The sequence below is a fragment of the Flavobacterium sp. PMTSA4 genome, from assembly GCF_032098525.1.
In the GTDB taxonomy this organism is placed as follows: Bacteria; Bacteroidota; Bacteroidia; order Flavobacteriales; family Flavobacteriaceae; genus Flavobacterium; species Flavobacterium capsici.
In genome coordinates this window covers 964,517-979,647 of record NZ_CP134890.1, presented here as the reverse complement: position 1 = coordinate 979,647, position 15,131 = coordinate 964,517, and the positions used below count along the sequence as shown (strand labels likewise).

13 protein-coding genes are annotated in these 15,131 nt (G+C 31.1%); 3 read left to right on the top strand and 10 right to left on the bottom strand.

Translation table 11 applies throughout. The features are described from left to right. Positions 1-148 precede the first annotated feature (148 nt). Positions 149-580: an Hsp20/alpha crystallin family protein gene (locus RN605_RS04530; protein WP_313322593.1), complete on the top strand. Its 432-nt coding sequence runs from the start codon at positions 149-151 to the stop codon at positions 578-580. A 137-nt stretch (positions 581-717) separates the two neighbouring features. Here RN605_RS04530 and RN605_RS04525 read toward each other — a convergent pair whose 3' ends face one another. From RN605_RS04525 to RN605_RS04495, 7 genes are all read right to left on the bottom strand, one after another. After that, the gene (locus RN605_RS04525; protein ID WP_313322590.1) at positions 718-975 is read right to left on the bottom strand and encodes a hypothetical protein; all 258 of its coding nucleotides are present in this window, start codon (positions 973-975) and stop codon (positions 718-720) included. A gap of 157 nt (positions 976-1,132) precedes the next feature. Beyond that, positions 1,133-3,004, bottom strand: coding sequence for a mechanosensitive ion channel family protein (locus tag RN605_RS04520; protein ID WP_313322589.1), 1,872 nt, complete (start codon positions 3,002-3,004; stop codon positions 1,133-1,135). Positions 3,005-3,009: 5 nt separating this feature from the next. Beyond that, a complete protein-coding gene (gene cphA, locus RN605_RS04515) occupies positions 3,010-5,628 on the bottom strand; it encodes a cyanophycin synthetase (protein ID WP_313322588.1) in 2,619 nt (872 codons plus the stop codon). 170 nt (positions 5,629-5,798) lie between these two features. Beyond that, positions 5,799-6,647 carry an alpha/beta hydrolase gene (locus RN605_RS04510; RefSeq protein WP_313322587.1) on the bottom strand — a complete coding sequence of 283 codons (849 nt, stop codon included), beginning with the start codon at positions 6,645-6,647 and terminating at the stop codon, positions 5,799-5,801. Between the two features lie 32 nt (positions 6,648-6,679). Next, positions 6,680-7,459, bottom strand: a complete 780-nt coding sequence (locus tag RN605_RS04505; RefSeq protein WP_313322586.1) for a zinc ribbon domain-containing protein — start codon at positions 7,457-7,459, stop codon at positions 6,680-6,682. A gap of 3 nt (positions 7,460-7,462) precedes the next feature. Further along, positions 7,463-8,578, bottom strand: coding sequence for a Nif3-like dinuclear metal center hexameric protein (locus tag RN605_RS04500; RefSeq protein WP_313322585.1), 1,116 nt, complete (start codon positions 8,576-8,578; stop codon positions 7,463-7,465). 32 nt (positions 8,579-8,610) lie between these two features. Continuing rightward, complete coding sequence (locus RN605_RS04495; protein ID WP_313322583.1) at positions 8,611-9,174, bottom strand: hypothetical protein; 564 nt, start codon at positions 9,172-9,174, stop codon at positions 8,611-8,613. Positions 9,175-9,257: 83 nt separating this feature from the next. Between RN605_RS04495 and lpxK the strand changes: the two genes are divergently transcribed. Together lpxK and RN605_RS04485 are read left to right on the top strand one after the other, a co-directional pair. After that, complete coding sequence (lpxK, locus tag RN605_RS04490; RefSeq protein ID WP_313322582.1) at positions 9,258-10,277, top strand: tetraacyldisaccharide 4'-kinase; 1,020 nt, start codon at positions 9,258-9,260, stop codon at positions 10,275-10,277. Further along, entirely contained in the window at positions 10,249-11,061 is an 813-nt protein-coding gene (locus RN605_RS04485; RefSeq protein WP_313322581.1) for a purine-nucleoside phosphorylase, read from the top strand. Before lpxK ends, RN605_RS04485 begins: the two co-directional genes overlap by 29 nt. On the opposite strand, the gene RN605_RS04480 is transcribed toward RN605_RS04485, so the two are convergent. From RN605_RS04480 to RN605_RS04470, 3 genes are read right to left on the bottom strand one after another with little or no spacing between them, the layout of a single operon-like run. Next, positions 11,036-13,240, bottom strand: a complete 2,205-nt coding sequence (locus tag RN605_RS04480; RefSeq protein WP_313322579.1) for a tetratricopeptide repeat-containing hybrid sensor histidine kinase/response regulator — start codon at positions 13,238-13,240, stop codon at positions 11,036-11,038. The genes RN605_RS04485 and RN605_RS04480 overlap by 26 nt on opposite strands. 31 nt (positions 13,241-13,271) lie before the next feature. Beyond that, positions 13,272-14,261 (bottom strand): type I glyceraldehyde-3-phosphate dehydrogenase, encoded by a 990-nt coding sequence (gene gap, locus RN605_RS04475; protein WP_313322577.1) that lies wholly within the window; start codon positions 14,259-14,261, stop codon positions 13,272-13,274. After that, positions 14,251-15,129, bottom strand: a complete 879-nt coding sequence (locus tag RN605_RS04470) for a cation diffusion facilitator family transporter (RefSeq protein ID WP_394853494.1) — start codon at positions 15,127-15,129, stop codon at positions 14,251-14,253. Before RN605_RS04470 ends, gap begins: the two co-directional genes overlap by 11 nt. Between the last annotated feature and the right edge of the window lie 2 nt (positions 15,130-15,131).

Genomic DNA, 15,131 nt, shown 5'->3' with positions numbered 1-15,131 from the left:
AATCGTCAGTTTCATTGAAAATTTGTCGTCAAAAAATTCAGCTAAAGCTTTTATAATCAGACAATATTTCAGAATTTAAGTCATGGTATATATTTTGCTTAATGATAAGCAAATTACTAATTTATTGTTGAACTTAAATACTAGAATTATGAACTTAATTAAAAGAAACAATTTAAGATTTCCATCAATTCTGGATGAATTACTAAAACCAGATTGGATGGGTGGCGTACAAAACTTTAGTGTAGATGTACCAGCTGTAAACATCAAAGAAACCGATTTGAATTTCGAATTAGAATTGGCTGTTCCTGGTAAAAAGAAAGAAGATTTTAACATCGAAATCGATCACAATGTACTAACTATTTCATCTGAAGAAAAAAATGAAATAGAAGAAAAAGACCAAGACGGAAGATATACCCGAAAAGAGTTTAATTATTCTTCTTTCAGAAGAGCATTTACGTTACCAGAAAGTGTTAACTCAGAAAACATCAATGCAAACTATCAAGATGGTGTTTTAAAAATAGCACTTCCAAAGAAAGAAGAGGCGTTACCAAAACCAAAACGATTGATAGAAATCATGTAATAAAAGAGCGTTCATTTGAACGCTTTTTTTTTGAAACATAAAAACCTTTGCAAAGCGGGCAACTTTGACAAAGGTTTTCGTTGTTTGAAAATTTGAAAATCTCAAAAATTCAAACGGGAACAAACAAGGTGCTCAAATTATTTTTTGGTAGATACGCTTCCGCCGTCTTCTTTAATTTCAACTTCTGTTTTGTTTTCACCATCTTTAGATGAAAACTCTACCCCATTTTTATCAACACTCAATGATGTACCATCAGTTTCTTCTACAGGTTGTGCTTCAGCTTCTGTACTCTTTTCAACCACAACTGTTTTTTCTGTTGTTTTTTCTGTTTCTTCTTTACACGATGCAAACAACATCATCGCTACACTTGCTAAAATAAGGGTTACCTTTTTCATGATATTTATGTTTTTGATTATGTTGTAAAATTAACCTATGTATCAACTATTTGACTTACAACGTTTTTTGAATTATTTATAGAATTACCACAAAGCAATAAAAAACTCCATCAAGATTAATCTTTTTGGAGTTAATTATTTAAAAAAGGAATTTTGATTATTCTTCTTTTTTAATTTTTACATTAAAACTGGGAGCTTTATAGTCTTTGTCTAAATAGTTTTCAGGAATTGTCGTTGTGTTTCCATCGCGGGCTGCACGATAATGAGGAGAAAGAATTTCTATACCAGCTTCATTACAACAATCTTGAATATTTTGATGCAAATCAGAGTAGATTGTAGCTTGTTTGTTTGCTTCTTTTGTGTAGGCATTTATTTGATAGGAAACATAAAAGTCGTCCAAACTGGTTTGTAAAACAAAGGGTTTTGGTTCTTTTAAGAGTAATTCAGTCCTATTAGCAGCATCAATTAACGCCTGATGCATTTTTTTCCATGGTACATCATATCCAATAGTTACTGTAGAATGCAAAATTAACCCAACACTATCCGTTTCGCTACTATAATTAATAGTATGACTACTCATAACAGTTGAATTTGGTATTGAGATAATTTCGTTTTTAATTGTTTTAACTCGGGTTACCAATAAAGATTTTTCGATGACATCTCCAAAAACATCCCCAATTTTTACTCTATCGCCAATTCGGAATAAACGCATATACGTTAAAACCAATCCGGCCATTACGTTTGATAATGAACCCGCAGATCCAAATGTGAAAAGGAAACCTAAGAAAACAGAAACACCTTGAAATACTGGTGAATCACTTCCTGGTAAATAAGGAAAAATCAAAACAAACATAAAAGCGTATAAAACAACTTTTAGAATTTGGAATGTTGGATTAGCCCAATCGGGATAAAAACCAGAAAGTTGAAGTTTTTCGTTTTGGATTTCATTTTTCAAAAAATGCATTCCTTTGACTATGTATCTAAAAACAATAATTATGATGATAATGGTAAAAAGATTTGGCAAATAATGCCAAATACTTGATGCCATCTTTTTCAATGGGTTTAAAATGTAGCCAAATAGAGTTTTAGAAAAGTCTTGTGTCCACGGAAAAATATTGAAAAGAATAGGTAAAACAATGTAAACACTTAAAGCGATAAAAAGCCATTTTATTAATGTATTAGCCGATAAAAGAACATTAATTTCCCTTTGAGCATCAAACAATACATAGTTTTTCAGTTTTATTCCTTTAATTAACTTTCCTTCTTGTTCTTCGATTTTTTTAGCTGTCCACCCGAATAATTTTTTTAAATAAATAATTAAAAGAACTAAAATTAAAATGACAATTAATGCTAGACCAATTTCTTTTAACAACGTAGTTAAGCTTGTTTCATCCTTATATTTTAAGATTGCATTAGTTATTATTAACTTGTAGTTATCTGCTAGTTTTTGCTTGGTTGTTCCGTTCCAAATAGCATCATTTTCAGTTATGCTAACGATAATTTTATCTTTATAAACAATATCAACATTTGATTCGACACTATCAATAGATAATGATTTTTTATCAAAACCAAGTTTATCTTTTAAATCGTTAATACGTTTTGAAATGGCTGCAGCACGTTCTTCAGCAGAAAAACTACCAATTTTACTATAAATTATAAATAGAGTATCATTAAAAAAACCTCTTACTGGAAATCCTGTTGCTGTTGCTTTTAAAGAATCAATTCGAGCTCTTTTTAGTTCTAGTCTATTGTTTTCAGCATCTCTTAATCGGTTTAGTTCTGATAAGAGTTCTTCTTTTTTTAAATTATCGGTGTTTTTTAAACCTTTTAATTCATTTTCAAGTTCTATTTTTTTTAATGAATCTTTGCTTTGTTCTTTTTTTAATTCGGTTAGTTTTTGATTATAATCATTCAAAAGAATTGTGTTGAGCGAATCAATTTTCTTTTTCTGAGTTATAGAATCTTGTATCTGACCAAAACTTATGGAACAAACAATGAATAAAAGTAAAAGTGATAATTTGTATTTCATGTTAATTAATCTTCTTCATTTTCCTTATCAAGATATTCTTGAACAATTTCAATAGCATTAGTAACTACATCGCTCAAAGCAGTGATAAAACTGCCGTCTTCAGCATTGCTTATAGCGTGTTTAATTGCTTCAACTTCGCGTTTAATAATTTCGGTGGTTACAGATTTTCCAGAAGCCTCAATTCCTTCCATAATCAAACCGATAATTTCTTCTTCGGTTCTACCACGTAAGTGTTTTTCCTGACGAATAATGATATGATCGAACATTCTAGCAGCAATCGTAGCACAATCTCGAATATCTTCGTCGCGTCTATCACCAACACCTGCGATAATTCCAATTTTTTTTGTTGCTTCTACAGAACTCAGGTAATCTTCAACACCTTTATAACCGGCAGGATTATGAGCAAAGTCAATCAATACTTTGAATTTCTTAAACTCAAAGATATTCATTCTTCCCGGTGTTTGTGCAGCACTTGGTATAAAAGTTTGTAATGATAAACTAATGTCTTCTGTTTTAAAACCATACAAATAGCTGGCTAAGGATGCGGCTAAAACATTAGCAATCATAAATCGAGCTTTTCCTCCAAGCGTTAATGGAACGTGAGTTGCCTTCTCAATTCTGATTTTCCATTCACCTTTTTTGATGGTGATAAATCCGTTTTCATAAACAGCTACAATTTTACCTTCTTTTGATAGTTGTTTTACCTTTGGATTATCTTCATCCATGCTGAAATATGCAATGTTGCAACTTAACTCGTTTGCTATTTTCATGCAGTGTTCATCTTCGGCATTAAGAATTGCCCAACCATCCTTTTTAACACTACGAACAACAACACTTTTTACACGTGCCAAATCGTCCAAAGTATGAATGTCAGAAAGTCCTAAATGATCTTCTTGGATGTTAGTAATAATTGCAATATCACAACGACCAAAACCTAATCCTGCGCGTAGAATTCCACCACGAGCTGTTTCTAAAACTGCAAATTCAACGGTTGGATCTTTCAAAATATATTCAGCAGAAATTGGTCCAGTTGTATCGCCTTTTTCCATCATGTGGTTTTGAATATAAATTCCATCTGATGTTGTAAAACCTACTTTGTAACCGTTATTTTTTACAATATGTGCAATTAATCGGGTAGTGGTAGTTTTTCCATTTGTTCCAGTTACTGCAATAATTGGAATTCTACTTTCTTTTCCTGGAGGATAAAGCATATCAATTACTGGTGCGGCAACGTTTCTTGGTAAACCTTCACTTGGTGCTAAGTGCATTCTGAAACCTGGAGCTGCATTAACTTCAAGGATACAACCTCCGTTTTCTTTCAAAGGTTGTGTTAAATTTTCTGCCATAATATCTATACCACAAACATCAAGACCAATAACTCTAGAAATACGTTCGCACAAAAAAATATTTTCAGGATGCATCATGTCTGTTACATCTAATGAAGTTCCACCTGTACTTAAATTTGCAGTTGATTTCAAATAAACAACTTCATCTTTTCTTGGAACTGTTTCTAATGTATAACCTAATTTTTCTAATAAATCTGTTGTGTCTCTGTCAACATCTATTTGGGTTAAAACATTTTCATGCCCATAACCACGTCTTGGATCTAAATTAGTTTCATCAATTAATTGTTGAATATTGTGAACTCCATCGCCTTTAACATGTGCAGGTTCTCTTTTTGCGGCAGCAACCAATTTGTTGTCAATTACCAAAACTCTGAAGTCAAAACCTGTGATAAATTTTTCTACAATTACTCTACGACTATATTTTTTGGCATAAGCCAAACCTTCAACCGCATCTTCCCAAGTTTTAACGTTTATAGAAGCACCTTTTCCGTGATTACCATCCAAAGGTTTAATAACTATTGGATAGCCAATTTTTTTAACAACATCTTCTAAATCTTCTTCATCAACACAAATTCCTCCGCTGGCAACAGGTATGGAAGCCATATCAAGCATTCTTTTAGTCTCTTCTTTGTTACAGGCAATGTCAACTGCAATATTTGATGTTTTACAAGTAATTGTTGCTTGAAAACGCATCTGATTGATTCCATAACCCAATTGAACCAAAGAATTTGTTCCTAATCGAATCCAAGGAATATCTCTTGAAACCGCTTCTTCAACGATACTTCCAGTTGATGGTCCAAGACGAACACGTTCGCGAATTTCTCGCATCTTTTGGATATCAGCTTCAACATCATAATTATTTCCTGCAATTAATGCTTCAGCAATGGCTACAGCACTTTCAGCAGCAAAAAGACCTACATTTTCTTCGGTATAACTAAAAACCACATTGTAAACACCAGGTGTTTTTGTTTCCCTAGTTCTTCCAAAGCCAGTTTCCATACCGGCTAATGTTTGTATTTCTAATGCAATATGTTCAATAACATGTCCCATCCATGTTCCACGCTCTATTCTAGAGAAAAAACCACCTCGCGTTCCTTCGGAGCAACGATGTTCTATCATAGTAGGAAACATGGCTTCTATACGTTCTCTAAAACCATCGATTTTATTAGTTGGAAACTGTTCCATTTCTTCTAAATCTAATCTCATTTGGATTAGTTTTTTTCTATTTATACTCCAAATGTTTGGTCCACGTAACGCTTGTATTTTTAGGATTTTCATGTTAATTTATATTGTAATTGGTAATTTGTTAATGTTTTCGTTAAAAATAGCAAATTATTGTTTCAATACTCCTTTTTTTAAAAGAAATAATGAAAATGTAGAAGTGAAGTTTTGTTTAAATAAAAAAGTTTCTGAAAATCAAAAGTTTGAGTTTATAAAAATAACTTTCTTTAATTTTCTAGATGTATGAAATCGGATATTTTTTGATATAAAGTTATATCATGCATGCTGTGTCCTAATCCTTTGGTTTCAATATATTCAGCATTTTTCCAAGCAGAAGCATATTTTTTTCCTTCTTCAACCAAAACGATATCATCATCAATATCGTGGGCAATTAGTGCCTTTTGAGTGAAATTTTTAGCAAAGTAGTGACCTTTGAAATCATCAATATGAATGTTAAATTTTTGATGATATAAATTTTCGAGTGAGTTTTTAACTTTATTATTTAAGCTTAATAAAGAAACATAATTGTTGCTGATTATTTTGAAATCAGAAGGCGAACCTAATAAAACTACTTTTTCAATTGTTGTAGAATTGAATTTATGCAAATAGTAACTAATCGCTGCACCACCAACAGAATGTCCAATTATGTATTTTGGTTGGTATTTTTGTGAAACCACTTGAATAAATTCGGCATATTTTGGTGCATTAAATTCTTTTCCACTACTTAATCCATGTGCAGGTGCATCAATGGCAACAATAGTTTTGCCTAGAGGTTTTAGTTGGTGTAATAATTTTTTCCAACGAGATGAATTACTTTCCCAACCATGAACTAATAATATAACATCTTCTGTTCCAGTCCAACGGTAACATTGAATTGTTTCATTTTGAAAGGTAAAATTTTCATGAACAGCAGTTGTTAATGTTTTAGGAAGTTTTTCTTTTTTAATTTTTCCTTTCCTTGGCTGACTAAATAATTCATAAGACAATTTTTTTGCCTTTTCAATATTTATAAAACTTAGCAGGTTTATGTAGAAACCAATTGACTTAACGAGTATGAATTGCTGAATTTTTTTCATAAAAAAATCCCGAACTATCGGGATTTAAAATATTACATTTTTGCGAATAATTTTTCCATTTTTTCTTTTTCCTCAGCAGCTAATACTGTGTCAACAAGAATTCTTCCAGAATGCTCATCGGTTAAGATTTTTTTGCGTGAAGCAATTTCCACTTGTGTTTGTGGTGGAATTGTAAAGAATGAACCAGCAGATGCACCACGCTCAATTGAAACAACAGCTAATCCGTTAACTACGCTGCTACGAATTCTTTTGTAAGCAGCTAATAAACGCTCTTCAATTAATGCTTCATATTCAGCAGATTTTTCCATAAGGAAAGCTTCCTCTTTTTGAGTTTCTGCCATGATATCATTAAGCTCTGCTTTTTTGTGTTTTAAGTGAGAAGTTTTTTGCTCTAATTTTTCTTTAGAACTTGCAACTACTTCTTTTTTATGTTCGATGGAAGCTTTCATCTCTTTGATGTGTTTTTCAGCCAATTGAATTTCTAATTCTTGAAATTCAATTTCTTTTGACAATGAGTTGAATTCTCTATTGTTACGAACATTTTTTTGTTGTTCAGTATATCTTTTGATTGCAGCTTGGTGATCTTCAATAGCATTTTTCTTAGCTTTAATTTGCTCTTCTATTGATACTAAATCACTTTTGAATTTGTCTAAACGAGTGCTTAACCCTGCTACTTCATCTTCTAAATCTTCCACTTCTAAAGGCAATTCACCTCTAACGTTTCTAATTTCGTCAATTCTTGAATCGATTAATTGTAAATCATACAGCGCTCTTAATTTGTCTTCAACGCTCAATTCTTTTGTAGTAGCCATATTTTATAAGTACTTAACTGGGTTTGTATTTTCTTTTGATAAAACAACTTTTCCTGTGGAAAATGCAGGTGCAAAATTAGTAATTTTTTCTTTAAGAAAATCAACAATATAATTTTTTGTATATCTTTCACTCTCAAAATGACCAATATCAGCCAAAACTATCTGATTTTCAGCTTCATAAAAGTTGTGGTATTTCAAATCGGCGGTTAAAAAAACATCTGCACCAGCTTGAATAGCATTTTTTATGGCAAAACTTCCCGAACCACCAAGAACAGCCACTTTTTTAATGGATTTGTTTAATAACTTAGTATAACGAATGCTTTCACACTGCATTTTGTCTTTTACAAAGTTAAGAAAATCAATTTCATTCATTGGATTTTGTAATTCTCCAATCATTCCTAATCCAATGTTTTGATGCTGATTTTGTAATTGATAAATTTCATAAGCAACTTCTTCATAAACATGATTTGAAAAAAGAGCTTTTAAAATTTTTGATTGTGAATGTTTTTCAAATGTAACTTCAATTTTTATTTCGTTTGATTCAACAAATTCAAAACGTTCACCAATTTCTGGATTACTGTTTTCATTTCCCATGTAGGTTCCGATTCCAGTTGAATTAAAACTGCAATTTTCATAATTGCCAATTTTTCCTGCGCCAGCTTCAAACAAAGCATTTCTGAGTTGAATTTCGTTTTCAGGAATTGTATAAGTGATAAGTTTTTGAATAAAATTTTGTTTTGGAACTAGAATTTTTGTGTTCGTCAATCCTAAAGCATCACAAAATATTTTATTAACTCCATTTTGATGATTATCCAAAGCAGTGTGAACGGCGTAAATTGCGATGTCATTTTTGATTGCTTTTAAAACCGCTTTTTCAACATAAGTTTTACCAGTAATTTTTTTTAAACCCGAAAAAAGAATAGGATGGAAGCAAACCACCAAATTACAAGAATTTGAAATTGCTTCATCAATTACTGATTCTAGTGCATCATGACAAACTAAAATTCCTGTAACTTCTTGCTCTTCATTACCAACTAATAAACCAACATTGTCAAAATCTTCAGCATAGGCTAAAGGTGCCATTTCTTCAAGGATTGGAAAAAGTTCTTTTATTTTCATTTGTAATTTTTTTCTAAAAACTGATTACTTTTTTAAGTACTCCATTCGTTTAAAGTTTCGACAATTATCCAAATATCATTCTTTTTTTCAAATAAATAGTAGCAACCGCTATTATGTTCAATGTTTCTGTAATAAGCAACTTTTACCAAACAATATTTATTGGCAAAATGCATCGGTTTGCTAACAATCATCAAACGTTGATTATTTTCACCATATTGTGCTGAAATTTTTTGAAACTCTTCGAGCGATAAGCAGTCATTTACTTTACTCTTCAGATATTGATGTTGATTGGTAAATAATATTCCAAATTCTTTACTCCAATCTTCATTAATAGTGATGTCAATTTGTTTTTTTAGTGTTGCCGCATTATTTTTGAGCAGTTCACTTTTATTGATAACATCAAGTGTTTCCTCGTTATTTGGGGCTTTGTTACAATAGAAATTTAACAATTGAAGTCTGTTTTTAACAATCACTTTTTCGTTAGCGTAAGCCTTAGTTAGTATAACTTTAAGAATTGCAGCATTTTCAATTTCTTGAGAAAAACTAATTTGGAAGCCAATAATGAAAAGAAAAACAATTTTAAATTTTAAAGCCATTATATCTAAATTATAATTTATCCCAAATATAAAACTTTAAAAAAATATTCGTGCATTACAGCCAAATTATCTACTTTCGTACTATGATTATTTTAAGAAAACTTCTTTTTCCATTTACCATTTTATATGGAATTGTTACTTCTATTAGAAATTTTCTTTACGATAAATCAATTTTTAAAAGTTATTCTTTTTCTGTTCCAATAATTGCAGTTGGTAATTTGAGTGTTGGTGGAACGGGTAAAACTCCACAAATTGAATATTTAATTCGCCTGCTTCAAGATGATTATAACGTTGCGGTTTTAAGTCGTGGTTATAAACGAAAGTCAGAAGGTTTTGTTTTGGCAGATAAAAATTCTTCGGCAGAAATTCTTGGTGATGAACCTTTTCAAATACATCAAAAATTTCCAAAAATTAATGTTGCTGTAGATGCCGATAGAAAGAATGGAATTGAAAATTTATTGTCTTTTAATGAAAAACCAGAAGTCATTTTGTTAGATGATGCTTTTCAGCATCGCAGAGTAAAAGCAGGATTTAATATTTTGTTGACCGCTTATGATGATTTGTTTTGTGATGATTTTATTCTTCCAATGGGAAATTTACGAGAAAGTAGAAGTGGAGCAAAACGTGCCAATTTGATTGTGGTTACAAAATGTCCAAATTCAATTTCAGAAGATGAGAAAGAAAGAATAACAAAGAAATTAGTAGCAAATAAAAAAGTTTATTTTTCAACTATAGAGTATGATGATTTCGTTTATGGAAAAGACAAATCATTGGCAATAAGTGAAGTCAAACCAAAAGAAAAGTTACTTTTGGCAGGAATAGCCAAGCCAGATTTATTTTTTGATTATTTAAAACAATCAAATGATGAAACTATGGTTTTCCCTGACCATCATCATTTTACTGAAAACGATATAAAAACTATTGAAAATAAAACCAAAAACCAATTAATTATCACTACCGAGAAAGATTATGTTCGATTGGCTAACCACACTTTACAATCGGATATTTATTATTTGCCAATAAAAAGTAAATTTCTTTCAGATGCTGATGATTTCAATAAAACTATAAAAAAATATGTGGGAACAAGTACAAGAAACCGTTAATTACATTAAAAGTAAAACTGGCTATACTCCGGATTATGGAGTTATTCTAGGTTCAGGATTAGGAAGTTTTACAAATGACATTGAAATAGAGTTTACATTGCCATACAATGAAATTCCAAATTTTCCTGTTTCAACTGTCGAAGGTCACAAAGGCGCTTTAGTATTTGGAAAAATTGGAGATAAAAAAGTAGTTGCTATGCAAGGTCGTTTTCATTATTATGAAGGATATACAATGCAGCAAGTTACTTTTCCAGTTCGTGTGATGAAATATTTAGGAATAAATAAATTAATTGTTTCTAATGCTTCTGGTGGTGTAAATCCTAATTATCACGTTGGAGCTGTTACCATAATTACTGACCATATTAATATGTTTCCAGAACATCCTTTGCGAGGACAAAACGATAATCGTTTTGGACCAAGATTTGTAAATATGAGCGAACCTTACAACCGAAAAATGATTGCTAAAGCTAAAGAATTAGCCAAAAAATTCGATTTAGAAGTTTTTGAAGGCGTTTATCTTGGGTTACAAGGACCAACTTTCGAAACATTGGCAGAATATAAAATGGTGGTTAATATTGGCGCTGATTGTGTTGGAATGTCAACTGTTCCAGAAGTAATTGTTGCCAAACACATGGACATGGATTGTTTTGGAGTTTCGGTAATTACAGATATGGGTGATGTAGATAGTATTGACTCAATATCTCATGAAGAAGTTCTAGAAGCTGCTAAAGGTGCAGAACCAACGGTTAGAACTTTAATCAAGCAGCTGATTTTGAATTACTAAGTACTTTTGAAATTATAGAGTAAAATTTATTTGGCTCAAAAGGTTTAGTAATTACTTCATCCATTCCAAAGGATAGTAGTATACCTCGATTTTCATTTAATGAAATGGCTGTCAAGGCAATAATTGGAAGTTTTTGGTTGAACTTTCTAATTTGTTTTGTCGCAATTGTACCGTTAATTCCAGGTAAATGCACATCCATAAGAATCAAGTCGTAGTGATGATTATTATTTTTAATTACCTCAACGGCTTCTTCACCATTATCAATTATATCGGCAATCATACCTTTCTTTTCAATCATTTTTTTGGTAATCATTTGATTGATTTTGTTATCTTCTACTATTAGCACATTTTTACCTTCAAGCAGTGCATCAATATCTTCTTCCAACATCAATTCTTCTTCTTTTTCCTTTTCAACAGAATGGCTACTGATTTCCATTTCTAAATCAAAGTAAAAATTTGAACCTTTTCCAAGTTCACTTTCAAGTTTTATGTTTCCACCTAATAAATCAATAAGTTTTTTAACAATAGCTAAACCTAAACCTGTTCCGCCATATTTTCTATTAATTTCTATTGAACCTTGAGCAAAACTATCAAAAATGGTTTCTTGTTTTTCTTTTGCAATTCCTATTCCAGTATCAGTAACCGAAAAATGTATGGTTGCCACATTATTGTTTGTTCCAAATAATTCTGCCAAAACGGTTACTTGACCATTTTTTGTAAATTTCAGAGCATTATTAATTAAATTCAGAAAGATTTGAGACATTTTTGTTGGATCGCCAACAACCATTTCAGGTATGTTTTCATCAAAATCCAATATCAATTTATTGTTATTGGTATTCGCAAGTTGCTTGAGTGAATTTTGAATATTTACTAATAATTCTTTTGGGTTAAAGTCAATTTTTTCGACTTCAATATTTTTAGATTCTATTCGGTTAATTTCAAGAATATCATTAATAAAAGTCAAGAGATAATTTCCTGAAAACTTCAAAGAATTAAGATAATGCAATTGATTTTCTTTCGGATTTTCTTCTAATAATAAATGTGTAATCCCATTTATAGCATTCAAAGGCGTCCTCAATTCATGACTAACAGTTGATAAAAAATCAGCTCTGGCTTGTGATGCTTTTTCTGCTTTTTCTTTAGCAATTTCAAGTTCATGGTTTTTGTCTTGTAACATTTCGTTAGACCTGGTTCTGATGATGTTGTTTTTATACAACGACAAACTCAATAACGATAGAATAGAAATCAACGCAATAGCTAAAATACTGATAAGTTTTGTAAACCTTGAAGTACGTTGTCTGGCTTCATTTTCTTTACTTAACTGTTCAAATAAATCTACTCTTTCACTTTCTTTAATCGAATTAAAATCAGTAGAAGCAAGACGTTTTTTATTTAATTGGATTAAACTATCTCTGAGGTTAACATGCAACTTAAGATATCTGTGTGACTCACTCAGATTTAATAAATTATCATTAACAAGACTAAGTTCAAATAAAATTTTTATGCGTTGTTCAAAGTTGTTTCCTTTAGAATTAATTGATAATGCGCGTGTTAAATAATTTAACGCTAAATTATTACGGTTTTTTTTTAATTCAATATCTGCAATTTGATACAAAGCTTCTGCTTTTGTATTAAAGTCATCATTAGTATCGCCTTTAGAAATAATTTCCGAAAATATATTTGATGCTAAAGTATATTTGCCTTTATTTTTATATAAAATTCCTTTCTGTAAATTGATGAGTTCTTTATTTTCAATTTTTAAACTCGAATAAATATTTTCAGCTTCTTTAAAATAGTTTTCGGCAATTTCATATTCTTCTAAACTCATATAGCAAAGCCCGAGTTTATAATAATTCAATGCCAAATCAGAAGAAAGTGGTAAAGAATTTAATTCATTAATACTTTTGAGGAAATAATCTCTGGCTTCTTCAATTTTTTTTAATTCAAAATAGGTAGTACCAAGCGTAGTTAGAGCTTTAGACTTTCCTAAAATATCTTTATAATTTGAGGCATATTTTAATGCACTATTTGCATTTTTAAGAGATAATTTAAAATTATCTTTATTTTTATATAAATCGGCTAGTTTAATATAATAAGCAACACTGTCGATAGGTTCGACAACACGACTTTGACTGAACGCAAAAGACGTTAGAAAAAAAAACAAAATTATTTTTTTCAACTAGCTTAGGATTAGGGGATAAAATAAATGATTATTTATTTAAAAATAAAATTAAGTCAATTATTCTCGATGAATAACCAATTTCATTGTCGTACCAACCTACAACCTTCACCATTTTGTCAATTACTGAGGTAAGTTGCGCATCAAACAGACAAGAATTTTTGTTGCCAATTATGTCAACGGATACAATTGGATCTTCAGTATACGCTAAAATTCCTTTTAAATTTCCTTCTGAAGATTTTTTAAAAGCACTATTAATTTCATCAATGGTAACCTCTTTTTTTACATAACAGGTAATATCCGTAAGTGAACCATCGGGAACAGGAACACGAATTCCGCTACCACCAATTTTACCTTCCATTTCTGGAAATATTTTTGTCAATGCTTTTGCTGCACCAGTAGTTGTTGGAACGATGGATTGACTTGCGCCTCGAGCACGTCTTAAATCTTTATGAGGTTGATCGTGTAAGCTTTGATCAGTAGTATAGGAGTGAACCGTTGTGATATAAGCTTGTTCAATACCACATAATTCATTGATGATTTTAATCATCGGAGCTGCGTTATTGGTAGTACAACTGGCGTTAGAAATGATGTTTTCAGTTCCATCAAGGATATTTTCATTTACACCCAGAACAACAGTTTTAATTTCATCAACCTCACTTGGTGCCGAAAGGATTACTTTTTTTGCACCTACAATAATATGTTTATTGATGTCTTCAAATGTTTTGAATTTGCCAGTACATTCTATAACAAAGTCTATTTCATTCCATTTTAGACTAGAAATTTCTTTCTCATGAAAAAAAGAATAAGCTTTTCCGTCAACAAGTATTGAATTTTCATCAAAAGACACTTCATAAGGAAGCACGCCATGAATACTATCGTATTTTATCAAATGCGCCATGGTTCGATTATCAGCAATGTCGTTAATAGCAACAACTTCAATCGATGGATGATTTAGCAACAATCGGAATAAGTTTCTACCGATTCTTCCAAAACCGTTAATGGCTATTTTAGTTTTCATTTGGTTCAATATGTATCAAAACATGTCCTAATTGAGGAATTTCTTTTCGCAAAGTATCTTTAAGCAAATGGGCAATATCATGTCCTTCTTTTACAGTAATATTAGCATCTACTGTTGCATGAAGATCAACATGATACTTCATTCCTGCTTTTCTAATGAAACACTTTTCTGTATCTATTACACCATCAACTTTATGAGAAACTTGTCTGATGTCTGATATCAAATCATCGTATAAATGCTCATCCATTATTTCTCCTAAAGCTGGACGGAAAATAAGGTAGCTATTATAAAGAATGAATCCCGAAGCAAAAAGTGCAGCCCAATCATCAGCCGATTCATATCCTTTTCCAAATAATATAGCAATTGAAATACCAACAAAGGCAGCTACTGATGTAACAGCATCGCTTCGATGATGCCAAGCATCTGCTTTCAAAGAAGAACTATTGGTTTCAATTCCTTTCTGCATTACTTTTCTAAACGAATATTCCTTCCAAATAATAATAATACCCAAGACAATAAGTGTCCATGATTTTGGTAAGTCATGTGGTTTTTGGATGTTCATGATGCTTTCATAAGCAATTATGGTTGCTGAGGTAATTAAAAATCCAACAACTATAAATGTAATCAAAGGCTCAGCTCTACCATGTCCATATGGATGATTTTCATCAGCGGGTTTGTTAGAATACTTTAATCCGAACAGTACTAAAAATGAAGCAAAAATGTCAGTAGTCGACTCAATAGCATCAGCAATTAATGCATATGAATTTCCAAAAAAGCCAGCCAATCCTTTTGTTAAAGCCAACCCAGCGTTACCTATTAAACTGAAATAGGTTGCTTTAATAGCAGATTCTTGGTGGCTAATTTCCATAG